This is a genomic window from Sphaerimonospora cavernae (genome assembly GCF_042435035.1).
GTDB classification, from domain to species: Bacteria; Actinomycetota; Actinomycetes; order Streptosporangiales; family Streptosporangiaceae; genus Sphaerimonospora; species Sphaerimonospora cavernae.
Genome location: NZ_JBHMQT010000021.1, coordinates 22,721 through 46,111, shown reverse-complemented (window position 1 = coordinate 46,111; position 23,391 = coordinate 22,721). Strand labels below are relative to the sequence as shown.

General features: G+C 69.8%; 23 protein-coding genes, 1 tRNA gene and 2 riboswitches. Of the genes, 12 read left to right on the top strand and 12 right to left on the bottom strand.

Annotated elements, in window-relative coordinates:
* Nucleotides 1-182: 182 nt before the first annotated feature.
* Both ACFHYQ_RS11740 and ACFHYQ_RS11735 read left to right on the top strand, forming a co-directional pair.
* Complete coding sequence (locus ACFHYQ_RS11740; protein WP_204016292.1) at nucleotides 183-479, top strand: MoaD/ThiS family protein; 297 nt, start codon at nucleotides 183-185, stop codon at nucleotides 477-479.
* The gene (locus ACFHYQ_RS11735) at nucleotides 480-1,427 is read left to right on the top strand and encodes a PLP-dependent cysteine synthase family protein (protein WP_394301145.1); all 948 of its coding nucleotides are present in this window, start codon (nucleotides 480-482) and stop codon (nucleotides 1,425-1,427) included.
* Nucleotides 1,428-1,485: 58 nt separating this feature from the next.
* Here ACFHYQ_RS11735 and ACFHYQ_RS11730 read toward each other — a convergent pair whose 3' ends face one another.
* Nucleotides 1,486-3,090 carry a DUF3352 domain-containing protein gene (locus ACFHYQ_RS11730; protein WP_394301144.1) on the bottom strand — a complete coding sequence of 535 codons (1,605 nt, stop codon included), beginning with the start codon at nucleotides 3,088-3,090 and terminating at the stop codon, nucleotides 1,486-1,488.
* 158 nt (nucleotides 3,091-3,248) lie between these two features.
* Here ACFHYQ_RS11730 and ACFHYQ_RS11725 point away from each other — a divergent pair, with 158 nt between their 5' ends.
* From ACFHYQ_RS11725 to ACFHYQ_RS11695, 7 genes are all read left to right on the top strand, one after another.
* Nucleotides 3,249-4,061 (top strand): thioesterase family protein, encoded by an 813-nt coding sequence (locus ACFHYQ_RS11725; RefSeq protein WP_394301143.1) that lies wholly within the window; start codon nucleotides 3,249-3,251, stop codon nucleotides 4,059-4,061.
* Between the two features lie 29 nt (nucleotides 4,062-4,090).
* A complete protein-coding gene (gene murI, locus ACFHYQ_RS11720; RefSeq protein ID WP_394301142.1) occupies nucleotides 4,091-4,954 on the top strand; it encodes a glutamate racemase in 864 nt (287 codons plus the stop codon).
* Nucleotides 4,951-5,709, top strand: coding sequence for an MBL fold metallo-hydrolase (locus ACFHYQ_RS11715; RefSeq protein ID WP_394301141.1), 759 nt, complete (start codon nucleotides 4,951-4,953; stop codon nucleotides 5,707-5,709). Before murI ends, ACFHYQ_RS11715 begins: the two co-directional genes overlap by 4 nt.
* Nucleotides 5,710-5,719: 10 nt before the next feature.
* Nucleotides 5,720-6,436, top strand: coding sequence for a ribonuclease PH (gene rph / locus ACFHYQ_RS11710; protein ID WP_394301140.1), 717 nt, complete (start codon nucleotides 5,720-5,722; stop codon nucleotides 6,434-6,436).
* Nucleotides 6,437-6,456: 20 nt separating this feature from the next.
* A complete protein-coding gene (rdgB, locus tag ACFHYQ_RS11705; RefSeq protein ID WP_394301139.1) occupies nucleotides 6,457-7,059 on the top strand; it encodes an RdgB/HAM1 family non-canonical purine NTP pyrophosphatase in 603 nt (200 codons plus the stop codon).
* Between the two features lie 467 nt (nucleotides 7,060-7,526).
* The gene (locus ACFHYQ_RS11700; RefSeq protein ID WP_394301138.1) at nucleotides 7,527-8,030 is read left to right on the top strand and encodes an ATP-binding protein; all 504 of its coding nucleotides are present in this window, start codon (nucleotides 7,527-7,529) and stop codon (nucleotides 8,028-8,030) included.
* Between the two features lie 201 nt (nucleotides 8,031-8,231).
* The gene (locus ACFHYQ_RS11695) at nucleotides 8,232-9,524 is read left to right on the top strand and encodes a toxin glutamine deamidase domain-containing protein (RefSeq protein ID WP_394301137.1); all 1,293 of its coding nucleotides are present in this window, start codon (nucleotides 8,232-8,234) and stop codon (nucleotides 9,522-9,524) included.
* 61 nt (nucleotides 9,525-9,585) lie between these two features.
* Here the strand turns inward: ACFHYQ_RS11695 and ACFHYQ_RS11690 are convergent, their stop codons facing one another.
* From ACFHYQ_RS11690 to bcp, 6 genes are all read right to left on the bottom strand, one after another.
* Complete coding sequence (locus ACFHYQ_RS11690) at nucleotides 9,586-12,078, bottom strand: ABC transporter permease (protein WP_394301136.1); 2,493 nt, start codon at nucleotides 12,076-12,078, stop codon at nucleotides 9,586-9,588.
* 3 nt (nucleotides 12,079-12,081) lie between these two features.
* Entirely contained in the window at nucleotides 12,082-12,828 is a 747-nt protein-coding gene (locus ACFHYQ_RS11685) for an ABC transporter ATP-binding protein (RefSeq protein ID WP_394301135.1), read from the bottom strand.
* Between the two features lie 114 nt (nucleotides 12,829-12,942).
* Complete coding sequence (locus tag ACFHYQ_RS11680; protein WP_394301134.1) at nucleotides 12,943-13,629, bottom strand: response regulator; 687 nt, start codon at nucleotides 13,627-13,629, stop codon at nucleotides 12,943-12,945.
* Between the two features lie 36 nt (nucleotides 13,630-13,665).
* On the bottom strand, nucleotides 13,666-14,850 hold the full coding sequence (locus tag ACFHYQ_RS11675) for a sensor histidine kinase (RefSeq protein ID WP_394301133.1): 1,185 nt from the start codon (nucleotides 14,848-14,850) through the stop codon (nucleotides 13,666-13,668).
* Between the two features lie 226 nt (nucleotides 14,851-15,076).
* Nucleotides 15,077-15,150 (bottom strand) — tRNA-Leu (locus tag ACFHYQ_RS11670).
* A gap of 166 nt (nucleotides 15,151-15,316) precedes the next feature.
* Nucleotides 15,317-15,787: a thioredoxin-dependent thiol peroxidase gene (gene bcp / locus ACFHYQ_RS11665; protein ID WP_394301132.1), complete on the bottom strand. Its 471-nt coding sequence runs from the start codon at nucleotides 15,785-15,787 to the stop codon at nucleotides 15,317-15,319.
* 150 nt (nucleotides 15,788-15,937) lie between these two features.
* On the opposite strand from bcp, the gene ACFHYQ_RS11660 reads away from it, so the two are divergent.
* A complete protein-coding gene (locus ACFHYQ_RS11660) occupies nucleotides 15,938-16,264 on the top strand; it encodes a DUF3618 domain-containing protein (protein ID WP_394301131.1) in 327 nt (108 codons plus the stop codon).
* Nucleotides 16,265-16,285: 21 nt separating this feature from the next.
* On the opposite strand, the gene ACFHYQ_RS11655 is transcribed toward ACFHYQ_RS11660, so the two are convergent.
* Complete coding sequence (locus tag ACFHYQ_RS11655; protein ID WP_394301130.1) at nucleotides 16,286-17,488, bottom strand: amino acid deaminase/aldolase; 1,203 nt, start codon at nucleotides 17,486-17,488, stop codon at nucleotides 16,286-16,288.
* Nucleotides 17,489-17,678: 190 nt separating this feature from the next.
* On the opposite strand from ACFHYQ_RS11655, the gene ACFHYQ_RS11650 reads away from it, so the two are divergent.
* Together ACFHYQ_RS11650 and ACFHYQ_RS11645 are read left to right on the top strand one after the other, a co-directional pair.
* On the top strand, nucleotides 17,679-18,296 hold the full coding sequence (locus ACFHYQ_RS11650) for a DUF6286 domain-containing protein (protein WP_394301129.1): 618 nt from the start codon (nucleotides 17,679-17,681) through the stop codon (nucleotides 18,294-18,296).
* Complete coding sequence (locus ACFHYQ_RS11645) at nucleotides 18,293-18,802, top strand: hypothetical protein (protein WP_394301128.1); 510 nt, start codon at nucleotides 18,293-18,295, stop codon at nucleotides 18,800-18,802. Before ACFHYQ_RS11650 ends, ACFHYQ_RS11645 begins: the two co-directional genes overlap by 4 nt.
* Here the strand turns inward: ACFHYQ_RS11645 and ACFHYQ_RS11640 are convergent.
* Genes ACFHYQ_RS11640 through gcvT form a run of 4 tightly spaced genes read right to left on the bottom strand, consistent with a single transcriptional unit; the run spans nucleotide 18,731 to nucleotide 23,140 of the window.
* Nucleotides 18,731-20,146 carry a hypothetical protein gene (locus ACFHYQ_RS11640; protein ID WP_394301127.1) on the bottom strand — a complete coding sequence of 472 codons (1,416 nt, stop codon included), beginning with the start codon at nucleotides 20,144-20,146 and terminating at the stop codon, nucleotides 18,731-18,733. The two genes, ACFHYQ_RS11645 and ACFHYQ_RS11640, sit on opposite strands and share 72 nt — an antisense overlap.
* A 60-nt stretch (nucleotides 20,147-20,206) precedes the next feature.
* Entirely contained in the window at nucleotides 20,207-21,586 is a 1,380-nt protein-coding gene (locus ACFHYQ_RS11635) for an L-serine ammonia-lyase (protein WP_394301126.1), read from the bottom strand.
* A 25-nt stretch (nucleotides 21,587-21,611) separates the two neighbouring features.
* Nucleotides 21,612-22,001, bottom strand: a complete 390-nt coding sequence (gene gcvH, locus ACFHYQ_RS11630; protein ID WP_394301125.1) for a glycine cleavage system protein GcvH — start codon at nucleotides 21,999-22,001, stop codon at nucleotides 21,612-21,614.
* A complete protein-coding gene (gcvT, locus tag ACFHYQ_RS11625) occupies nucleotides 21,998-23,140 on the bottom strand; it encodes a glycine cleavage system aminomethyltransferase GcvT (RefSeq protein ID WP_394301124.1) in 1,143 nt (380 codons plus the stop codon). The genes gcvH and gcvT overlap by 4 nt, the downstream gene beginning before the upstream one ends.
* Before the next feature lie 37 nt (nucleotides 23,141-23,177).
* Nucleotides 23,178-23,281: riboswitch (glycine riboswitch) on the bottom strand.
* A riboswitch (glycine riboswitch) is annotated at nucleotides 23,282-23,380 on the bottom strand.
* Nucleotides 23,381-23,391 lie beyond the last annotated feature (11 nt).

Here is a 23,391-nt window from a genome sequence, read left to right as displayed (position 1 = left end):
CGTCGTCTACGACTGTCGCTGACCCCTGTCGCTGACCCTTTCGCTGAACACTGTCGCTGAGCCCGGAATCCCCGGCCACCCGACCATGTTCCAGTCAAGTGGACGCCTGCTTGTCATGATGCCCAGCGGATCATGACGCCCGACTGAACCATGATGACCACCGAACAAGGAGATTGACTGCGATGGCCGTCGAGGTCCGTATTCCGACCATCCTGCGTAACTACACCGATGGGGCCAAGGCGGTCCACGCCACGGGCTCCACGCTCGAGGAGCTCATCGGCGACCTGGAGTCGCACCACCCCGGACTGAAGGAGCGCCTGGTGGACGCGAGCGGTCTGCGCCGCTTCGTGAACGTCTACCTGAACGACGAGGACGTGCGCTTCCTCGGCGGCCTGGGCACCCCGGTCGCCGACGGCGACACCGTGACCGTGCTGCCGGCCGTCGCCGGCGGAGCGGGTGCAGCCGGTGGGGCCCGCTAGATGCGCTTCGACTCGCTGATCGACTCGGTCGGGAACACCCCTCTGGTCGGCCTGCCGTGCCTTTCGCCATCCGAAAAGGTGCGGATCTGGGCGAAGCTGGAGGACCGGAACCCGACCGGGTCGGTCAAGGACCGGCCCGCGCTGTGGATGATCGAGCAGGCCGAGAAGGACGGCCTGCTCACTCCCGGTTGCACGATTCTGGAGCCGACCTCCGGCAACACCGGCATCTCGCTGGCCATGTCGGCCCGGCTCAAGGGATACCGCCTGATCTGCGTGATGCCGGAGAACACCTCGGAGGAGCGCCGTCAGCTCCTGCGCATGTACGGCGCGGAGATCATCTCCTCGCCCGCCGCGGGCGGCTCGAACGAGGCCGTGCGGGTGGCCAAGCGGCTGGCCGAGGAGCACCCGGACTGGGTGATGCTGTACCAGTACGGCAACCCGGCCAACTGGCGATCGCACTACGAGTCCACCGGCCCGGAGATCCTCGCCGACCTGCCGACCGTCACCCACTTCGTGGCGGGTCTCGGCACCACCGGCACGCTCATGGGCGTCGGGCGCTACCTGCGCGAGCACGTGCCGGATGTGAAGATCGTGGCCGCTGAGCCGCGCTACGGCGAACTCGTGTACGGCCTGCGCAACGTGGATGAGGGCTTCATCCCGGAGCTGTACGACTCCTCGGTGCTGACCACGCGTTACTCGGTCACCTCGGCCGACGCCCTGCGGCGTACCCGTGAGTTGCTGGCGACCGAGGGCATCTTCGCCGGCATCTCGACCGGCTGTGCTCTGCACGCGGCCCTGGGCATGGCGGCCAAGGCCGTACGGGTGGACGAGCGGGCCGACATCGTGTTCATCGTCGCCGACGGCGGCTGGAAGTACCTGTCCACCGGCGCGTACGAGGGCACCCTCGATGAGGCCGAAAGCCGCCTCGAAGGACAGCTCTGGGCCTGACGCGAGCCGGTGACGTGATCACACGGGCTCCGTGTGATCACGTCCGCTCCTCGTCGGATCAGTTGAACACCACGCGGAGGGTGAATCCGGCCGCACCTTCGGTGATCGTGCCGCTCAACCCCACGGCGCGCAGCACCGCCACGTTCGCCTTCGCCTCGCCCTCCAGATCGTTGATGTAGAGGGTCTCCAGCTTGTCCAGGTCGGCGTAGAGGGCGAAGCCCGCGTCCTCGGCGCCGGGGACGGCCTTCTGGAAGCTCTCGCTGTCGCGGAGCGTGCCCGCCGTGGCGAGCTTGTCGGCGTAGTCCTGAGACGTCGCGAAGATCAGCTTTCCGTCGCCGTGCGCCTTGCCCGGCGCGGCCTGTCCGGCGTCGGCGCCCGCGGCTTCCAGCTTGGCGAGCACGGACTCGGCCTTGGCCGGGTCGGTCTCCAGAATGGTGCCGACCTTGGGCCCGGTACCCCCCGGGGGCGTGGCGAGGTTCAGGTCCTCACCGTCGAGTGCGAGCGTGAAGCTCTTGCCGAGCAGCGTGACCAGGTCGTCCGGCATCGTGAGGCCGTACTGCTCGGGCGCCCTGCTCTGTGAACCCAACGCCTTCTCGATATCGGCCCATTTGTCCTGCAGTATCGTGCCCAGTCCGGTGACGCCCAGGGCGGCGGCGGTGGAGGAGGGCAGGTCACCGAGCTTGACGGTTTCGGTCTGGCCGGTCTTCACGTCAGTGCCGCGGGCGGTGCCGGTCAACTCGGCGTAGTCGTCGCCGAACCTGAGCGCCCCGGCGAAACGCGCGTCCTTCAGCAACTCCAGCGCCGCCGGAGTGGGCTCGCGCGGCGTGCTCAGCTGGGCTATCTGGGCGAGATCCCCCCAGAAGGACAGCACGCCCTGCTCGCCGAGCGCGTCCATGTCGCCGGTGAACCGGCTGTCCTCCGACAGTGGCGGCGTCGCGGCGTACCGGTCGGCCGCGTTCTGGTCCGGTGCGACGATCGCGTATCCGTCGCGGAACGCGACGCCGATCGGCTCCCGCTCGGCAGCCCCCGAGCTCATCCTCGTCAGGCCCGCGCGGGCCGCTTCCTCGTCCTTCACCTGGACGGCCAGCACCGGACCAGGATCCGCACCCTTCTGGGCCGGCGGGAGCACGGCGAAGCCGATCCGGTCGCCCAGCCAGGGCTCGATGTCCTTGGCGTAGTCCACGTGGGAGAGCTTCGGGTCGTTGCCGCGCAGCGCCTCGAAGGCCGCCTTACGGGGATCGTCACCGGAGAAGGTCTCCTTGGTGGCGGAGAACTTGCGGGCGATGCCGAACAGGGCGATCTTCTGGTTGGCGGCCGGGTCGAGGTCGACCCGCACGTACGCGATCGCGTTGCCGGGCAGCACCTCATGGGGCTGGGTGCCGCCGCCGCTGAGCTTCGCGGCGGCCCACACGCCGCCGCCCCCGACCACGCCCACGACGATCGCCGCGACCAGCGCGACGATCCAGCCGCGCATGCCCTTGCGGGTGGGGGGTGACGGGGCGGCGGGGTCGAACTCCTCGGAAATCGGCCATCCGGCGGTATGCGCGGAGCCCTGCTGCGGAGGCCCCTGCCGCGGAAGGCCCTGCTGCGGAGGACGCGGGGTCCGGTACGCGACCGTCCGATCGGGGTCCTGATCTCCCGGGAAGGGAGTACCGGGGGGCATATTGCCTGACATATCTCACTTCCGGAGTAGATAGCAGTGATCGTCTAGACTTTATGGGCTTCGAATAACAAAGCGCTTGCACATCACTTGATTCCGGTGGAATCCGGTCATGGGGGAGCGGCTAAAGTAGCTCTAGAACAACATTCGGGAGATTGTTCGTGGCGGAAGGGCGCGCGGTGACGAAGTTCGACGAGGCGACGCAGGCGATCCGGGTCGACGACGCGACCTATGACGTGTGTCTCGATGACGCGTACTCGATCGGCGGCCCGCTGAACGGCGGTTATCTCATGGCCACCGTGCTGCGGGCCGTCGTGGACGCCTCGCCGCACGCGCACCCGGTGTCCACGAGTGCCCAGTTCCTCCGGGTGCCCCGGCCCGGCCCGGCCACTGTACGGCTGGCCCGGCTCAAGTCCGGCCGGACGGCCGCGATGACGCGGGCGACCCTCGTCCAGGACGGCGAGTCGTTCATCGAGGCCCTCGTGACGACGGCGACGCTCGATCCCGCGGCGATCCCGGACTGGTCGGACGCGCCGTTGACGACGATGCCCGACCCGGCTCACTGCGTACCCCTGCCCGTGCCCAAGGCCGAGTCGAACATGAACCTCAGCGCTCAGGTGGAGATGCTGTTCGATCCCCCGACGGTCGGGTGGCTCGCCGGGCAGCCGACCGGGCGGCCGGAGTCCCGGGCGTACTTCCGGATGGCCGAACCGCAGGACCCGGATCCCTACGTGATCGCGCTGGCCGTCGACGCGCTGCCGCCCGTGGTGTTCTCGGCCGGCGCCCGCGGTTGGGCACCGACGGTCGAACTGACCTGGCACCTGCGCGCCCTGCCCGTGCCCGGATGGCTCACGGTCATCGGCGGCGGGCGGTTGATCAGCGACGGCTGGTTCGACGAGGACGTCGAGGTGTGGGACTCGGCGGGCCGACTGGTCGCCCAATCCCGTCAGATCGCCCGCGTCGGCCGCGGCTGACCGCGGGGTTTCCCCTAATCTTGGGAAGCGTGCCGGACAACAGCAGCGCGATCGGGATCTTCGACAGCGGGGTGGGCGGACTCACCGTCGCTCGGGCGATCATCGATCAGTTGCCCCATGAGTCGATCTTCTACGTCGCCGACACGGCGCGTCAGCCGTACGGGCCCAAGAGCATCGCCGAACTGCGCGCCTACGCGCTCGAGGTGATGGACCACCTCGTCGAGCACGACGTCAAGATGCTGGTGATCGCGTGTAACAGCGCCAGCTCCGCCGTGCTCAGGGACGCCAGGGAGCGGTACGACGTCCCGGTCGTCGAGGTCATCCAGCCCGCCACCCGCCGTGCCGTACGGGCGACCAGGAACGGCCGGGTCGGCGTGATCGGCACGCGGGCGACGATCGAGTCGATGGCCTATCACGACGCCTTCACCGCCGCCCCCGACGTCGAGTTGGTCGCGGTCGCCACGCCGCTGCTCGTCGACTTCGTCGAACGCGGCGAGACGATGAGCGACGAGCTGATCGAGGTCATCCGCGGCTACCTCAAGCCGATCCAGCACTCCGGCTGCGACACGCTGATCCTGGGCTGCACCCACTATCCGCTGCTGACCGGCGCGCTGTCGTACGTCGCGGGCGACGGGGTGACGCTGGTGTCCAGTGCCGAGGAGACCGCGAAGGACGTCTACCGGCTCCTGCACGACCACGGACTGTCCGACGGGACCACCGAGCCCGTCCACCGCTTCCGGGCCACGGGCGACACCGACCTGTTCGAGCAGCTCGGGCGGCGGTTCCTCGGGCCGGAGATCCAGGCCGTCGAGATCGCGACGTTGGGTGAGCCGGTGCGGGGTGAATCGGCGCGGGGTGAATCGAGCGAATCCGATATTGGGAGCTCGCTGTGAAACTGACCGTCATCGGATGCTCGGGCAGCTTTCCCGGGCCGGACAGCCCGTCGTCCTGTTATCTGCTGGAGGCCGAGGGCTTCCGGCTGCTGCTCGATTTCGGCAGCGGGGCGCTCGGCGCACTGCAGCGGCACATCGGCCTCTACGACGTCGACGCGATCTGTCTGTCCCACCTGCACGCGGATCACTGCCTCGACGTGTGCGCGTACCACGTCGTGCGCACCTACACCCCGGACGGCCCGCTGCCCAAGGTACCGCTGCACGCTCCCGCCGGAGCCGACCGCAGGCTCAACGCCGCGTACGGGATGCCGGACGAGCCGGTGCTGGAGAGATCCTTCGATTTCGTGCCGCTGACCCCCGGGGTGACAGGGATCGGCCCATTCGAAGTGGCCGCCGCGCCGATGAACCACCCCATCGAGACGTACGGCTTCCGCGTGACCCACGGCGGCCGCTCCGTGGTGTACTCCGCCGACACGGGCGAGTGCCCGGAGCTGGTCGATCTCGCACGCCAGGCCGACATGCTGCTGTGCGAGGCGTCGTTTCTCGACGTCCCCGGACTGCCCCCCGGACTCCACCTCAACGGGCGGCAGGCCGCCGAGCATGCCGCCCGGGCCGAGGCGGGCACGCTCGTCCTCACGCACCTCGTGCCCTGGCACGACCCGGCCAGGATCCTCGACGACGCCTCGCGCGGCGGATTCGGCGGCCGGATGGAGCTCGCGCGCAGCGGGGCCGTCTACGACCTCACAGGGGGTTAAGGTGACCACTATGACTCGTGCAGACGGTCGTCGACCCGATCAACTTCGTCCCGTGACCATCACCCGCAACTGGCTCGCGCACGCGGAGGGTTCCGTGCTCGTGGAGTTCGGGGCGACCAAGGTGCTGTGCGCCGCGACCGTCGAGACCGGCGTGCCCCGATGGCGCAAGGGCAGCGGCCTGGGCTGGGTGACGGCCGAGTACGCCATGCTGCCCCGCTCCACCAACACGCGCAGCGACCGGGAGTCGGTCCGGGGCAGGATCGGCGGCCGGACCCACGAGATCTCCCGGCTGATCGGCCGGTCGTTGCGGGCCTGCGTGGACTACAAGGCGCTGGGGGAGAACTCGATCCTCCTGGACTGCGACGTGCTGCAGGCCGACGGCGGCACCCGGACCGCCGCGATCACCGGGGCGTACGTCGCCCTCGCCGACGCCGTGGCCTGGATGCGCAAGCGGCGGATGTGTCCCGGCGACCCGCTGGTGAACTCGGTCGCCGCCGTCTCGGTCGGCGTCATCGGCACCGAGCCGCTGCTCGACCTGTGCTACACCGAGGACGTCAAGGCCGAGACCGACATGAACGTCGTGATGACCGGCGGCGGCGACTTCGTGGAGGTGCAGGGCACGGCCGAAGGCACGCCGTTCGACCGGGCCCTGCTGAACGGGCTGCTCGATCTCGCCACCGCCGGCTGTGCCGAGCTGACCCGTCTGCAGGCCGAGACGCTCGCCTGATCCCCGGAAGGACAGAAGCGATGACGAGGGTGGTCCTGGCCACGCGCAACGCCGGGAAGATCGTCGAGCTGCGCCGGATCCTGGCCGAGGTCGGCGTGCCGGTCGAACTCGTGGGGCTGGACGGCTTTCCCGAGATCGGCGAGGTGGCCGAGACCGGTAGCACGTTCGCCGAGAACGCCCTGCTCAAGGCGCATGCCGTGGCGGCCGGGAGCGGGCTGCCCGCGGTCGCCGACGACTCCGGGCTCTGCGTCGACGCCCTGAACGGTATGCCCGGCATCTTCTCGGCCCGTTGGTCGGGCGGCCACGGTGACGACAAGGCCAACCTCAACCTGCTGCTGGCCCAGATCTCCGACGTGCCCGACGGGCGCCGCCGGGCCCATTTCGCCTGCAGCGCCGCGCTCGCGCTCCCGTCGGGCGAGGAGCACGTGGCCGAGGGGGCGGTGCACGGTGTCCTGATCCGTGAGCCTCGGGGGACGGGCGGCTTCGGCTACGACCCGATCTTCGTACCGGACGGCGACAGCCGTACGACCGCCGAGATGTCCGCCGAGGAGAAGGACGCCATCAGCCATCGCGGCCGCGCCTTCCGCGCCCTGGTCCCCATCATCGCCCAAGCAGTTCCGTAACGTCACGTGGCCGATTGCATCCATCCGAGAAAACGGCTCATGCGTCGATAAAGTGATCGGTCCAGAGTTTCGAGTAGAGCGCCCGCCCGTGGTCCGGTTGTGGCGCAGCATGGCGTCGAACGACAGTCGTACGGCTGCCGCGACGTCGTCCCCGGCCGCTGGTGCGTAAGCCCGCGAACGGCCGTTTCCAGATGGGCGATCTCGCTTCCGTCCTCCAGCGTGGCGATCGAGAATCCGGCCAGGAGGCCGGACCCGACCCGGCCGGGCGGCACGATCCGCACGCCCTATCCCATATCGCCTGCGGCGAGTAGATGTGACCACAATGACACTCCCTGTCGGAGTTCAATCGCGTCCAGCCGACCGCCAAACGTCGGCCTTGGTAATCAAATCCGTACAGAGAGTATTGGTGGCTCGGCACGCTGGGGGAGTAACCCAATGAGGATGCGGTTTCAAGCTGGGAGAAGCCGATGATCGAGGCAGCCGAAGCCGTTGAGACGGTGGAGGGGCTCAAGTCAGTCAAGCCGCGAACACCACCTGTGGCCGGTCGCGGCGCATCGGAACGGGACGGCCCGGTGCTGGGGGAGAAGTGGATTCCGCGTGACCCGCAGTGCCTGGCCTCGGTCCGCCGGTTCGTAAGCGATGTGGCCGCTGACTGGGGCGCCGGCGAGGATGTCCCGGAGATCGCCGAGCTCCTGGCCTCGGAACTCGTCACGAACGCGATCACCCATGGGTCGGTGGGCGTCCCCGAGACGAGCAGGATCAGGGTGACGATCAGCCGGGAGTGCAGGCTGCTCGTGGTCGACGTCCACGACTCGTGCAGCGCGCTGCCCCAGCCTCGCCAGGCCCGCGATTACGACCTGCGCGGCCGGGGCCTGGCCATCGTCCAGATGTTCTCCCACCGCTGGGGCTGGGAGCTCACCCCGTACGGAAAGTCTGTCTGGTTCCAGCTCGTAGCCTGGCCCGCACTCTGAGCTGCTTTTCGGTAGTTCCGCCTGGCTTGAGCGCCACTCCATAACGTTGCGGGTGGGCTGAGCCAATGGAGCCGAGCTGTATTTTGCCGAATGCAGGACAAGTTCAGCTGCGGGTCTGGAGTTGGGAAAATCAGCCGCGGCTTCCGAGCGGTCCGCCCTAGCATCGCACCCTGATGTGCGCGAAGGAGGGGGCCGCAGCACATGAATCAGGAGAAGTTCCGTCGGTCTGCCCGGTGGCGGTTGCCGTCCGGTATGTACGACCCCGTGGTGACCGCGGACGGCCGCAGGTGGCGTGATTACGAGCGGGCCGCTGAGGCGTCCGAGCCGAGAGTGGAGCGTCGTCTGGAGGAGCGTCGGCCGGAGGGCCGGATCCCCGCCCTGCTGACCGGCACCGCCAACGGGTTGAACAGCTCGCACGGCTTGAACGGCATGAATGGGGTGGGGGGCTCCCGGTGCGACGACCTGTTCGCAGACAAGATCACGGCGGCGGACGTGGCCGCAGGGGAGAAGCACGGCACAGGTGGGATCGTCCCCGGCGATGAGCCGGTCCATGAGCCCGCGGATGCGTGTGAGCTCTCCCCGGGTCAACCGGACGGACGGCACGAGCCTGCCGATCGGGCCGGGGACCGGGTAGAGAATCACGTCGAGGACGAGGCTCTCTACTCCGATGAGGCGGTTGATGACCACCGGGCCGCCGAGGCCTGTGAGCCGGCCAGTGAGACAGAGGGCGCCCTCGGATCCGACGGTCAGGCTGTTGTGCCGGGCTCCGGAGTCGCGGATGCTTCGTCCGCCGACGAGCCTGTCCCTACCGAAGAGTTCCGCATGGCGGGGGCGACCTCGAACGGCCCGAGGGATTGGGCGCCGGTTCTGGAGGAGGAGGACGACTGGCTCGACCGGCCGGGCCGTCCGCCGAGGCTCGAGGAGACCCGGCCGTACGGCAGGCCCGGCGGACTCGCGGAGCCGGACCCGCAGTCGCAGGTGAGCCTGGCTCAGGCGGTCGGTGGGCGCTTCCCCGACCCGCGCGGCACGTGGATCAGGCTGATCAACGCGGAGGGGCCCACGGAAGACCCGTTCCGGGCCACCAACGCGCTCGACTGCTCGCTCGCGGTGATCTCGACCTGGCATGGCGAGCCCGTCGTGGCGGCGCGCCGGTACCCGGAGTACGACACGGTCGGCCGGCCGCTGCTGACCGGGGAGATCGGGGGAGTGGCCCGGGCGGAGGAGTGGCTGGGGCACCGGTTCGAATACGTGGGGCACGGCCGCCGCGCCTACGTCGCGATCGCCCAGCGGCTGGTCTTCGGTGGTCACGGCGCGTCCGCCGTCCTGATCACTCGCTGGCCCACCGGCGGCAGCCATGCCTGGAACGCCGTCAACTGCAACGGTGAGGTGCTGTGGATCGACGCCCAGCGTGGTCACATGGCCGTCGAGCCGCCGTATGAAGAGGTCACCGGCGTGTTCAGCGTGGTCATCGACCGGCACGGCCAGCGCCTGTGATCGGGACTGTGAACGGGCCTGCGAACGGGCCTGTGAACGGCGCTGCCCGTGCCGGGCGGTGTCAGGAGGCGACCAGCGAGCCCACGATCGAAGTCCGGGCCGCCCGCCGGGCGGGCAGCAGCGCCGCCAGCACCCCGGCCAGTCCCGACAGCACGACGAAGATCAGGATCTGACCGACCGGGAGCTGGAAGTAGACGCGGTCCGCCATCGTCTGCGTCGCGGCCCAGCCGTACGCGATGCCGAGCACCACGCCGACGATCGCGCCGACCAACCCGAGGACCAGGGCCTCGACCGAGAGCATGCCCCGAAGCTGGGCCCGGGTCAGCCCGAGGGCGCGTAGCAGCGCCGACTCGCGGGTCCGTTCGTGCACTGACAGCGACAGCGTGTTCGCGATGCCCAGCAGCGAGATGACGACGGCGAGCCCCAGCAGGCCGATGACGATCATCAGCATCATGTCGATCGCCTCGTCGAACTGGCCGCGCATCGCGGTCGTGCTGTCGATCTTGATCGCCGGATGGGCCGCCGTGACCTTCTCGAGGGCTCGTCGCGCCAGGTCGGGGTGCACCCCCTCGGCGGCATCGACCAGGACGATCCGCTGGGTCACCGTGTCGAAGCGCTGCACGAAGGTCTGCTCCGGGATGGTGATCGGGGGCAGCAGGGTGACACCCGACTTCAGCACCGCGCTCAACTGGAGCCGCAGATCCCCCTTGGGCGACGCGATCGTGACCGTGTCGCCGACCTTGAGACCGAGATCCTCGGCGACGGAGTCGTTCATCGCGACCTTGCCCGGGCCGAACCCGTCCATCGATCCCGAGGCCGCCTCCGGCTTGATCGAGACGCCGAAGGCCGACTGGGTCACGGCGCCCACGCCGAATTCGCGGCCGTTCACCGTGGTTTCCGCCTCGCGCACATCGGTCACGTCGGCCAGCTCGGACCGTCCGCGTAGCGCGTCCACCACCGAGCCCGGCACCGTGCCGGCCTGGGCCGAGACCAGGTAGTCGATCGGGAACTGCCGGTCGAGCTCCTTGCTGGTCGTCAACCGTACGGTCGCGGTCAGCACGGACATGAACGTGATCAGCGTGACGCCGATGGTGAGCGCGACCGTCGTGGTCGCCGCCCGCCCGGGGTTGCGCCGCGCGTTGGCGAGCGCCAGCCGTCCCGGCACGCCGAACAGCCGCGCCGGCAGCCAGCCCGCCAGCCCGCTCAGCGGTTTGACGATCACCGGGCCCAGGATGAGCACGGCGAAGAAGACCAGCACGCCGCCGCCCATCACCGTGAACAGCGCGCTCTCGCCGGGCTCCATGGTCACGCCCAACGCGGTCAGGGCGGCGCCGGCCACCGTGAAGAGGGCAGCGAAGATCATCCGGGTGACCCCGGTGCGGAACGTCTGCTCCTCGACCTGGGTGCGCAGCGCCGCGATCGGGGCGACCCTGGTCGCGTGGCGGGCGGGCAGCAGCGCCGCCGCCATGGTCACCACGAGCCCGGTCACGAGCCCGATGACGATCGTCTGTGAGGTCAGGCTGACCGAGCCCGTGGGGAGATCGGCCTCGACGCCCTGCAGTACGGCCACCGCGCCCGCGCCGAGGCCGTAGCCGACCAGCAGTCCGAGTACGGCCGAGATCAGCCCGACCACCGCCGACTCCAGCACGATCGAGACGAACACCTGGCGCCGGGTCGCGCCGATGCAGCGCAGCAGCGCCATCTCACGGATCCGCTGAGCCACCAGAATGTTGAACGTGTTGTAGATGACCAGGCCGGCGACGAGCAGTGCGATCACGCCGAACAGCAGCAGCCCCACCTTCATGAAGGTCATGCTCACGCCGTTCTTCTCGGCCAGGTCGGCGGCACGCCGCTGCCCCGTCTGGACGATCGTCGTCGACTTCGGGGCGTCGGATCCGAGGGCCGCCTCGACGGCCGTACGGAGACTCTCGGGGGAGGGGCCGGCGCTGACGACGGCGATCTCACGGAAGCCCTTCTCCCCGGTCATGCGCAGGGCGTCGGCGGGAGTGAAGGCGACCGCGCCGAGCCGGGCGAGATCCGCGTCGAGGCCCACGTCGAAGGTGCCGACGAGCCGGAAGTCGTGCCGGGCGCCGCGGTGATCGAGCACGGAGATCGTGTCGCCGGGCTGGAAGCCCTCGGTCCTGGCGATGTTCTTCTCGAGGACGGCCTGGCCGTCCGTCTCGGGACCGTGGCCGCCCGTGACCTTGAGCCGGCTCGCCGGGATCGACACGCCCATGGTCGGGTGGTCACCGGCTGTCCTGCCGTCCTTGCCGATCAACGGAGCATCGCCGCGGACCATGGGCTGCGCGTCCCGGACGCCCGTGACGGCCCTGACCCTGGCCAGCGTTTCCCTGGACAGATCGCCTTCGGTCGGGAGCACGACCACGTCGACCGTGGCGGCATCGTCGGCGAAGGCCCGGTTGAACCCCGCGTCGATGGTGTCGGTCAGCACGAACGTGCCGGCGATGAAGCCCACCCCCAGCGTGATCGCCAGGGAGGTGAGCAGCAGGCGCAGCTTGTGCGCGAGCAGGCCGGCGAGGGTGGTCTTGAACACGGCTCAGGCCTCCAGCGCCATCAGTGTGTCGAGGACCCGCTGCGGCGTCGGCTCGGCCAGTTCGCTGACCAGCAGCCCGTCGCGGAGGAAGACCACGTGGTCGGCGTAGGACGCGGCCACCGGGTCGTGGGTCACCATCACGATCGTCTGACCGAGTTCGCGGACCGACCGGCGCAGGAACGACAGCACCTCGGCGCCGCTGCGCGAGTCGAGGTTGCCGGTGGGCTCGTCCGCGAAGATCACCTGTGGCTTGCTGATCAGCGCCCGTGCCACGGCGACCCGCTGCTGCTGGCCGCCGGACAGCTCACTGGGCTTGTGCTTGAGGCGGTCCCGCAGGCCGACCGTGTCGATCACCTGGTCGAACAGGACCTGGTCGGCCTGCCGTCCCGCGATCTCCAGGGGCAGCCGGATGTTCTGCTCGGCCGTCAGCGTCGGCAGCAGGTTGAACGCCTGGAAGATGAACCCCACACGCTCGCGCCGCAGCAGCGTGAGCTGCTTGTCGTTCAGCCGGGTGATGTCGACGTCGCCGATCATGATCTGGCCGTCGGTCACCGAGTCGAGTCCGGCCAGGCAGTGCATGAGCGTCGACTTGCCGGATCCCGACGGCCCCATGATGGCCGTGAACGCCCCCGTGGCGAAGCCGACGTCGATCCCCCGCAGCGCGTGCACCGCCGCGTCGCCCTCGCCGTACACCTTGGTCAGTCCTCTCGCTGTGACGGCGGTACGGACATCGGTCGTTGTTGTGGTCATGCCAGTCACGCTATGGCCGGGATCTCGCCGTTCCCTCGGTCTCCGGGACGGACTTGAGCCGCACTGCCGCGGTGACGTGTGCGCCCGAAGTGCGACTTGTGATGTAGTCCGCGGTCACCCATTGGGATGATCAGGCTGGACCAAGCCCGTTTCGTACGCGTAGACGACGGCCTGGGCGCGGTCGCGCAGGTTCAGCTTGGCGAGGACCCGACCGAGGTGGGTCTTCACGGTCGCCTCGGCGAGGTGCAGCCGCCCGGCGATCTCGGTGTTCGACAGCCCCCGGGCCACGAGGAGAAGGACCTCGCGCTCGCGTGCCGTCAGCATGTCCGCGTCCCGCTTCCCCCGGGCCTCGCCATCCGGGAGGTGCGTGGCGAAGCGGTCGAGCAGACGGCGGGTCGTGCTGGGCGCGACCACCGCGTCACCGGAGTGGACCGAGTGGATCGCGCTGATCAGTTCGGCCGGCGGCACGTCCTTGAGCAGGAACCCCGACGCGCCGGCCTTGATGGCCGCGAACGCGTACTCGTCGAGGTCGAAGGTGGTCAGGATGAGCACCTTCGGCCCATCCGACGTCGCGCAGATGCGGCGGGCCGCCTCGACGCCGTCCATCCGCGGCATGCGCACGTCCATCAGCACGACGTCGGCCTCAACGGCGCCGTCGAGGCCGACACCCTTGAGGGCCTCGACGGCCGCCTGCCCGTCCGGAGCCTCGCCGACGACCTCGATGTCCGGCTGAGCGCCCAGAACCATCCGGAAGCCGGCCCGCACCAGCTCCTGATCATCGACCAGCATCACCCGAATCATCGCCGTCCCGTTCTCTCGTCTGCACCGGTCTCCCGGCTACACCGGCACACCGAGCGGGATCCGGGCGACGACCTGGAAGCCTCCGCCCGGGTGAGGGCCCGCCTCGACGCTCCCGCCGTACATCGAGGCCCGCTCCCGCATGCCGATCAGCCCGTGGCCGCCCTCGGCGCGCGGGGCCGCCGCGCCCCGGCCGTCATCGACGATCCGCAGCACGGCCTCGCCCGCGCCGTACGTGATCTCGACCCTGGACCGGACATCGGGGCCGCCATGCTTGAGCGTATTGGTCAGCGCCTCCTGGACGATCCGGTAGATCGCGAGTTGCTCACCCTCGGGGAGGTCGCGCGGGGTGCCCGAGACCTCGATCTCGACCGGCAGCCCCGAGTCGCGGAGCTGCCGGACCAGTTCGCCGAGCTGGGCGACGCCCGGCTGCGGCGCGTACTCCTCGGCCGGACTGCCCGCGTTCTGCCTGAGCACCCCGACCAGCCGCCGCATCTCCGCCAGCGCCTGCCGCCCGGTCCCGGAGATCGTCCGCAGCGCGTGGCGGGTCTGTTCGGGGTCGCTGTCGAGGGCGTACGCCGCGCCGTCGGCCTGCACGACCATCACGCTGACGTTGTGCGCGACCACGTCGTGCAGTTCCCGGGCGATGCGGGCCCGTTCGGCGGCGGCCGCGATGCGCGCCTGCTGGTCCCGCTCCAGCTCGGCCCGTTCGGCCCGCTCCACCAGGCTGTCGACGTAGCGTCGCCGCGTGTTGGAGTAGATCCCGGTGATCCAGATGGTGACCACGAACACCGAGGAGGACAGGAACGGCTGGGTGACCTCGTTTCCCCACTGGAGCATGGCGAGCAGCAGCCCGAGTTCGGCGACCAGAGCGGCGGCCACCGCCCAGGCGGTCGTGCACCGCGCGGCCACGCCGTACATCGCGACCAGGACTGCCAGGTTCGCCGGCGCGATGGTGATGTTGGCCAGCCACTGGCCGAAACAGATGAGCGCGACGATCGCGAACACCTCGCGGGGGCGGCTCCGCCGCCAGGTCAGCGGCAGGAGCAGGGCGACCGTGAGCGGCAGCAGACCGGCTACGCCGATGTGCGTGAAGTGATCCCGTGGATAGGCATTGGCGTAGACCTCCAGGGTGAGCAGGGAGAGCAGCCACAGGGGTGAGACCGTGAGGACGTCCACCAGCTTCGTGTGGCGCCGACTCCACGCGCGCAATCTGCCGAACACGGGTTCAACTGTACGTATCCCCAGCTCAGCCGGGGGTCCACCTGAAGTCGGATCCCCGCCTACGACTCAGGTCGCAGCCGTGCGCTTCTACGGAGGTCCGAGCCGACCCGTCTCCTGCTCGGTGCGGGCGCGCAGGCCCAGCGTGGCCCGAGTCGCCCGCCGCGCCGAATTCGGCGCGCTGCAATCTTCTCGGCCATTCTCTCAACTGTCTTAAGAAGAATTCGAGTGGGGTCGACGAGATTCGAACTCGCACTTGACGGCACCTAAAACCGTTGCCTCGACCGATTGGGCTACGACCCCTTTTCCTTTTCCTTTTCCTTTGCCCGCGAAATTCTCTGTTTGAGAATGGCAGTTCGGGTATCGGGTAGAGGAATCGGAGATTTTCTCTTCTGTTGCAGAGCCGATTTTGCTGCGCCCATCCTACCGCGTGTCCGGAGGTCGGAGATCCGCGCAGGCCCTGGGTGGATCAGGAAAGGGCGAGGTCCTTCAGGAGGCGGGCGACGTGGCCGGTGGCCTTCACGTTGTAGAGGGCCTTCTCCACCTTGCCGTCGGCGTCGATGACGAAGGTAGAGCGGATGACGCCCATGATCTTCTTGCCGTAGTTCAGTTTCTCGCCGTACGCGCCGTAGGCCTTGTGCACCTCGAGATCCGGGTCGGACAGCAGCGGGAAGGTGAGCGCGTCACGCTCGCGGAACTGCTGGAGCTTGGCGGGTTTGTCCTTGGAGACGCCGAGCACGACGATGTCCTTGCCCGTCAGCGCGTCCAGGTTGTCGCGGAAGTCGCAGGCCTGCTTGGTGCAGCCGGGCGTCATCGCGGCCGGGTAGAAGTACAGGATGACCCGCCTGCCGCGGAACGACTCCAGCGAGACCTCGTTCTCGTCGGCGTCGCGGAGGGTGAAGTCCGGCGCGGCGTCGCCGGTCTCGAGCCTGCTCATCATGGCCTCCTTCAGGAACCGCGGTTTTCAGGGAACCGCGGTTTTCAGGGAACGCGGTGGGCGTCTGATCCACGCTACAGGTTCCACCGCTGCGCGCGGTGCACGCGAGACCTGGCAGACTGATCGCAGACGAGTAAACAGGAGGGGGATCGCATGGCGGACACCGATCCCGATGCGCTGGAGCAGCAGATCGAGCGCACCAGGGCGGAGCTCGCGCGCACGGTGGACGCCATCGCCGACCGGGTGAGCCCGAAGCGGGTGGCGGAGCGAGAAGTGGCCAAGGCGAAGGCCAACGCCAAGCAGTTCGTCACGTCCTTCGAGGATCTCCTGCGCGGCCATCCCCGTAGGTTCACCACCTATGCCCCGATTGATGAAGCGGAACCGCCGCGGACTCCGAGCATGGGGCCGCTGCTCGTCGGCATCGGCGCGGCCGTGGTGATCGGTGCGGCGGTCGTGCTGCTGCGCCGTCGCGCCCGCTGAGCAGTACCGCCCAGCCGGGAGTCAGAGGAAGGTCCTGCCCTCGCCGCGATAGGTGGGGACCTCGCCGACGACCCGGTCGCCCTCGATCAGGTGGAGGCTCGCGAACCGCTCGCTGAGCTCGCCCGCCTTCGCGTGCCGGAACCAGACGCGGTCGCCCACGCGCAGATCGGCCGCGGCCTCGCCCAGCAGTGGTGTCTGCACCTCGCCCGCGCCCTCGTCCGAGTCGTACCGCAGCCCGCCCGGCAGGTACGGCTGGGGCAGGCGCGTGGGACCGGGCGGCCCTGAGGCGTGATAGCCCCCGCCGAGCACGGTCGCCACGTGCGGGCCGGGCCGGCGCACCACGGGCAGCGCGAACAGCGCGGCGGGACGGCCGGTGAAGTTCCGATAGAAGTCGAACAGCCGGGGGTGGAACAGCCCGGAGCCCGCCGCCACCTCGGTGATCGCCCGTTCCCGCACCGTCTTCTCGATGCTCCCCGTGCCGCCGCCGTTGACGAACTCCAGGTCGGCGATCCGCCGTACGGCCTGCACGATCCGGCCGCGCCGCCTGACCAGCTCCCGCTGCGACCTGCCCTGCATCCAGCGCACCAGAGCGCCGTACGCACCCGGGACGTCGTCGCCGACGCCGGCGATCTGCCCCTCGTACGACATGAGTCCGGCAAGCCGCAGACCGGGACGCTTGGTGATGTCGGTGGCGAGGGCCGCGGCCTGCTCCGGCGAGCGTACGGGTGAGCGCAGCGCGCCGGCCCGGAGTTTCCCGGCGAAGGCCACGAAGGCGGCGTCGATGTCCAGGCACACCCGGATCGGGTGGGCGAGACCGAGACCGTCGATGACGTCGTCGATCAGATCCAGGTGCTCGGGGGAGTCGACCATCAGGGTGATCTCGCGGGCGGCCCGCTCGTCGGAGCCGAGGGCGCGCAGGGCGTCCCGATCCGTCGTGGGATAGGCGACCAGCACGTCGCGCAGCCCGGTGGAGACCAGCCAGAGGGCCTCGGACAGGGTGAACGCCATGATCCCGGAGAAGCCTTCCATGGCGAGGACCCGTTCCAGGATCGCCCGGCAGCGGATCGACTTGCTGGCCACCCGGATCGGCTTGCCGTGCGCCCGCCGGACCATGTCCGCGGCGTTGGCCAGCAGGGCGTCCATGTCCAGGACGGCGAAGGGGGGCTCCAACGCGGCGGTGGCGATGTCCAGGCGTTCACGAGCGAGGTGCCGATGGTCGTGCATGTCCGCAGCTTAGTACCGGCGCGGCCGATTTTCATGAGCCACGTTCATGTTATCCCCATCCCAAACTCCGGCTGCGCAAAGTCCACGCCATCTGTCCCCCAAGATCGCCCAGCCCGGCGGGTGACCGGACGCCTCGCGCCCCGCCCGCGTGTACCTATTCATGACCAGGTAAGAGAGGGGTGAGGGACGGGTGAGTGTCGTCCAAGATCTTGTCACGGGCTTTCCGCCCGAGGAGGCGGCCGGCTCCGACCCGGCCGCGCGGGCGCTGTGGCCGGGCCGCACGCCGGCGGGGATCACTGTGGCCGCCGTGCTCTCCCTGCTCGCCTGGGCGGTGCTCGCCGAAATCGTCGCCGCCATGGCAGGCCTCGCCGTACGGCCGTCGGCGCTGTGGCCGCCGGTGCGGCGGGTGCTGTCGGTGACCTTCGGCGATCCTGTCGTCCCGACCATCGCGATGGCCGTAATCGTATGCGGGGCAGGGCTGATGGCCCTGGCCGTCATTCCCGGACGGCCCAGGCTGGTGCCGCTGGAGGGCGACGATCCGCTGCTCGTCATCGGCCTCACCCGGTCCGGTCTGCGCCGTACACTCGCCGCCGCCGCATGGGAAGCGGTGGACGGCGAGGGTTTCTACGTCGAGCACGTCGGCGTGCGCGTCCTGCGCAGGCAGATCGAGGTCACCGTGGAGACCGACGCGGACCGGGCCGGGGAGCTGCTCCGCGAGGTCGGCGCCGCCGTCGGCGACCGGCTCTCCGGACTCGGCGCGCTGGGCCACCGCGAGGTGGTCGTACGGCTACGCGGGAGGAGGACGTGACGATGCGCTCACACCTGCGCTCACATCTGCGTTCGTATTTGGGGAACCGGATCGGGATCGGGCTGGTGGGCCTGGCCCTCGTCGGTGGGGGCGGCTATGTGATGTCCGTCCGGCTCGACCGGCCGCGCGACCCCGTCATGGACCTCGCCTCGCTCACCGCCGGCAGGCCCTGGGCCTGGCCGCTGGCCGCCGGGGTCGCCCTGCTGCTCGCGCTGGCCGCGACCCGCTGGCTCCTTTCCGCGCTGGGCTGGCGGCGCTGCGGAAGCCGTACGGCATCGGGCATCGCGATGCTGGGCGTCGCGCTGAGGGGCGTCGACGGCATCGCCGGGATCAAGGTCAGGATCGTGGGCGAGCGCAGGATGCGGGTGTCGCTGTCGCTGCGGCCGGAGGCCGACCTGCCTGAGGTGGTCGCCCGCCTCGACCACTCGGCGATCTCACGGGCGCGCGGCGCCGTCGACCTGCCGGACCTTCCCGCCGTCGCCCGCCTGCACGTCCGCCGCCGCTGACCGCCCCGCTCGCCGGGCTCCCAGGGCGAGACCGGCGGCCAGGCAGGCGAGGGGCACGACGGGCACCACATAGCGGTGATCGAACGCCGCGATGAGCGGCGGCAGCATCAGCAGGGCCGTCGCGGCGGCCAACGGCAGCAGCGCGGCCCACCGCCGGACGATCACGCCGCCGAGCCCGGCCAGCAGGATCGCGGCCAGCACCGGCCCGCGCACGAACCCGGCCCGCTGGTAGGCGCGCAGCCATCCGGCGTACGGCTCCACGACGCGCGTCGCGCCGGACGAACCCTGATAGGCCGTGGTCAGCTCCGTCGCGGTACGGCCCGCCGAGGCGATCTTTTCGTTGAACGGCTTGATCGTCTCGGGGAAGACGTAGGCGCTCTGCGGGCCCGGCGAGGGATAGACCCTCCGGTCCCATTCGAACGCCCACAGCGCGTCGTGCAGCCCGGTGAGCAGGAAGTCGACCGGCTGGCTGCGGATCGCGAGTGAGGCGAACTCCCCGGCGAGGCGTTCCCGGTCCTTGCCCGCACGCTGAAGGGGAGAGCCGGCGTCCCAGATGTAGGCGGGAGCGGCCATCCGGGGCCCCGGCGGCGGGCACAGCACGGCGAGCTCCTTCGCCGGCCGCATCACCGCGCAGTCGGCGAATGTCATCGTGCGGGACCACAGCCAGGTGTTGCTGCCGCCCATGCCGTACGACCCGTGGGCGCTGTGGAACCAGACGGCGTAGCCGCCCAGCACGGCGGAGGCGGCGACCAGCCCGGCGAGGGTGGCGCGCCATCGCGCACGCCCGGGGAACAGCACGAGCAGGGCGAGCAGCGCGAGCACGATCAGCGGCAGCCCGATCGTACGGGTGATCGTGGCGAGCCCCAGCAGGAGCAGCGCCGTGACGGCCGCCAACAGCGGCGGGCGCGGCCACCACAGAAGGAGCGTCACCGCCGCCACGACCAGGGCCGTGAAGAGCAGGTCGGCCATGACGAGGTGCTCGAGCTGGATCTGGTGCGCGTCCAGCAGCACCGGCGCCGCGGCCAGCGCCGCGCCCCAGCCCGGCAGTGCCGTACGGCGCCGCAGCACGGCGTAGACGCAGCCGGCGATGCCCAGGCCGAGCAGGTGCTGGGCGACCGTGACGGCCGTGAGGCTGTGCAACGGGCTCAGCGCCCACAAGAACAACGAGTAGCCCGAGGGCCTGGACCGCAGGGGTTGCAGGTCCAGGGCCGAGCTGAGATAGGAGAACGAGTCGGCCCAGAACCACAGCGCCGGGCGGTAGCCGAGGACGGCCGACGCGCGCAGCGCGACGCCCAGGGTCAGCACGACCAGGAACGCCCGGTGTGCCCTCACTCGTGCACCCACCAAGGGATACTCCTCCTCGCCAGGCTGTCATCGGGGGCTGTAATGCGGGGAGTGGCGGGATCAGCACTCGATGACGTTGACGGCGAGACCGCCGCGTGAGGTCTCCTTGTATTTGTCGAGCATGTCCCTGCCGGTGTCCCGCATGGTCTTGATGGCCTTGTCGAGCGCCACGAAGTGCCGGCCGTCGCCCCGCAGCGCGATCCGGGAGGCGGCGATCGCCTTGATCGAGGCTACCGCGTTGCGCTCGATGCACGGGATCTGCACCAGACCGCCGATGGGATCGCAGGTGAGACCGAGGTTGTGCTCGATCCCGATCTCCGCGGCGTTCTCCACCTGCTCAGGGGTGCCGCCCAGCACCTCGGTCAGGCCGGCCGCGGCCATGGAGCAGGCCGAGCCGACCTCCCCCTGACAGCCGACCTCCGCCCCCGAGATGGAGGCGTTCTCCTTGAACAGCACGCCGATCGCCCCGGCGGTGAGGAGGAAGCGCACGATGCCGTCATCGCTCGCGCCGGGGACGAACCTCGTGTAGTAGGACAGCACGGCGGGCACGATCCCGGCGGCGCCGTTGGTCGGCGCGGTGACGATCCGGCCGCCCGCCGCGTTCTCCTCGTTGACGGCGAGGGCGAACAGCGTCACCCAGTCCATCGCGCGCAACGGATCGGCGTCGCCCTCGCTGCGCAGCCTGCGGTAGAGCTGGTTGGCCCGGCGCCGGACCTTGAGACCGCCCGGCAGCACGCCCTCGCGGGTGCTGCCACGCTGCACGCACTCGGCCATGACCGACCACAGGTGCAGCAGGCCGTCGCGGATCTCCTGCGGGCTCCGGCCGAAGGCCTGCTCGTTCTCCAGCATCACTCCGGAGATCGAAAGGCCCGTGTCGGCGCACCGCTCCAGCAGCTGGGCCCCTGTCGTGAACGGGTGCGGCAGGACCGTGTCGTCGGGCTTGATCCGGTCGGCGCCCGTCGCGTTCTCGTCCACCACGAAGCCGCCGCCGACCGAGTAGTAGATCTTCTCGCGCAGCACGGTGTCGCCCGTGTCGCCCATGAAGGCGGTGAAGCGCATGCCGTTGGGATGGTGCGGCAGCGACACCTTCCGCTCGAAGACGAGGTCCTCGCCGACGACGAACGGGATCTCGTGCGTGCCGTACAACCTCACCGTGCCGCGCGCCCGTATCGCGGCGAGCCTGTCCTCGACGGTGTCCACGTCGACGAGCTCGGGCTTCTCACCGGACAGGCCGAGCAGGACGGCCTTGTCGCTGCCGTGGCCCTTGCCGGTCAGCCCGAGTGAGCCGTACAGGACGGCCTCGACGCGGGTGACCTTCTCCAGCAGCCCGTCGTCGTGCAGGCCCCTGGCGAATTTGTGTGCCGCGGCCATCGGGCCGCCCGTGTGCGAGCTGGACGGCCCGATCCCCACCTTGAACAGGTCGAAGACACTGATCGCCATTGATCTGGTCTCTATTCAGGATTTCTTAGGACTCGCCGGAGATGAACGCGCCGTACTCGGCCGCGGACAGCACCTCGTCCGGCTCGTGCTCGATGCGCACACGGAACAGCCAGCCCTCGCCGTACGGGTCGGAGTTGACCAGGGACGGGTCGTCCACCACGGCGGGGTTGGTCTCCACGACCTCACCGTCCACAGGGGAGAAGATGTCGCTCACCGACTTGGTCGACTCGACCTCGCCCACCGCGTCACCGGCGGAGATGGCGGCGCCGACCTCGGGAACCTGCACGAAGACCACATCACCGAGCTGTTCGGCCGCGTGCGCGGTGATGCCGACGGTCACGGTCATGCCGTCGTCCAGCCCGGCCAACCACTCGTGCTCCTTGGTGTAGCTCAGGTCCTCGGGAATGCTGCTCACTTGCTCCTCCTATAGAAAGGCAGGTCAACTATGTCGACCGGTTCCTGGGCGCCGCGGATGTCCACGGCGAGGCCGTCCCCGCTCTCGGCGGCGGCGCGGGAGATGTACGCCAGCGCGATCGGCCGGCCCAGCGAACGCGAGGGGGCGCCGCTGGTGACCTCGCCGACGACCTCACCGCCACGGGTCACCGGATAACCGTGGCGGGGCACTCGGCGGCCGCGCGCCACCAGCCCGACCAGCCGTCGGCTCGCGCCCGTCTCCTCCGCGCCCGTCTCCTCCGTGCCTGTCTCAAGCTGGGCGATCTTGGCCAGGGCGGCCCGGCCGACGAAATCGCCGGGCTTGTCGAACCGCACCACCCGGCCGAGGCCCGCGTCGAACGGCGTCGTCTCGGTGGTCAGCTCGTTGCCGTAGAGCGGCATGCCGGCCTCCAGCCGCAGCGTGTCGCGGGACGACAGCCCGGCGGGCGACAGGCCGGACTCCTTGCCGGCCTCGCTCAGCGCCTGCCAGAGCGGCGCCGCGTCCTGTGGACGGACGAACAGCTCGAACCCGTCCTCGCCCGTGTAGCCCGTGCGGGCGATCAGCGCGGACACGCCGGCGACCGTCCCGGGGATGATCGCGTAGTACTTCAGGCCGTCCAACTCGGCGGCGGTGCCGCTCTCGGTCAGGCCGCGTAGGATCTCGACGCTGCGCGGCCCCTGGATCGCGATCAGCGCGTAGTCGTCGGAACGGTCCTCGACGACGGCGCCGGACGGCTGGGCACGTTCGGTCAGCTCACGGGCGACCATGGGCGCGTTGGCGGCGTTGGCGACGACCATGAACTCCTCGTCGCCGAGCCGGTAGACGATGAGGTCGTCGAGGATGCCGCCGACCTCGTTCACCATCATGGTGTAGCGGGCGCGGCCGAGGCCGAGCGTGCTCAGCTGGCCGACCAGGGCGTAGTCGAGGGCCTCGCCCGACCGCGGACCGGTGACGAAGATCTCCCCCATGTGGGACAGATCGAACAGCCCGGCGGCCGTACGGACCGCGTCGTGCTCGGCCGACTCGCTGCCGTAGCGCAGCGGCATCAGCCATCCCGCGAAGTCGGTCAGGGTCGCGCTGAGGCTCTCGTGGACCTCGCGCAAAGGGGTAGATCGAGACATGATCGCACTCGCACCTCGGAAAGGACGGATGAGGGCATCCTCCCCCTCTGTCATCGGCGCCTGAGAGCTTCGTCCGTGTTTTGCCGGACTTTCACCTTCGGCGAGACCCCGATCCCTCGTGGTCCACTTTCCAGAGCACACCTGGCCCGTACGGTCCTTTGCCTTGAGAGGTTCGCGGGGAGGGCTTGCTCCTTCAGGGATCCTGACCGGCTTGCCAGGATGCTCTCCCGCACGGGATCACTGGTGCAGGG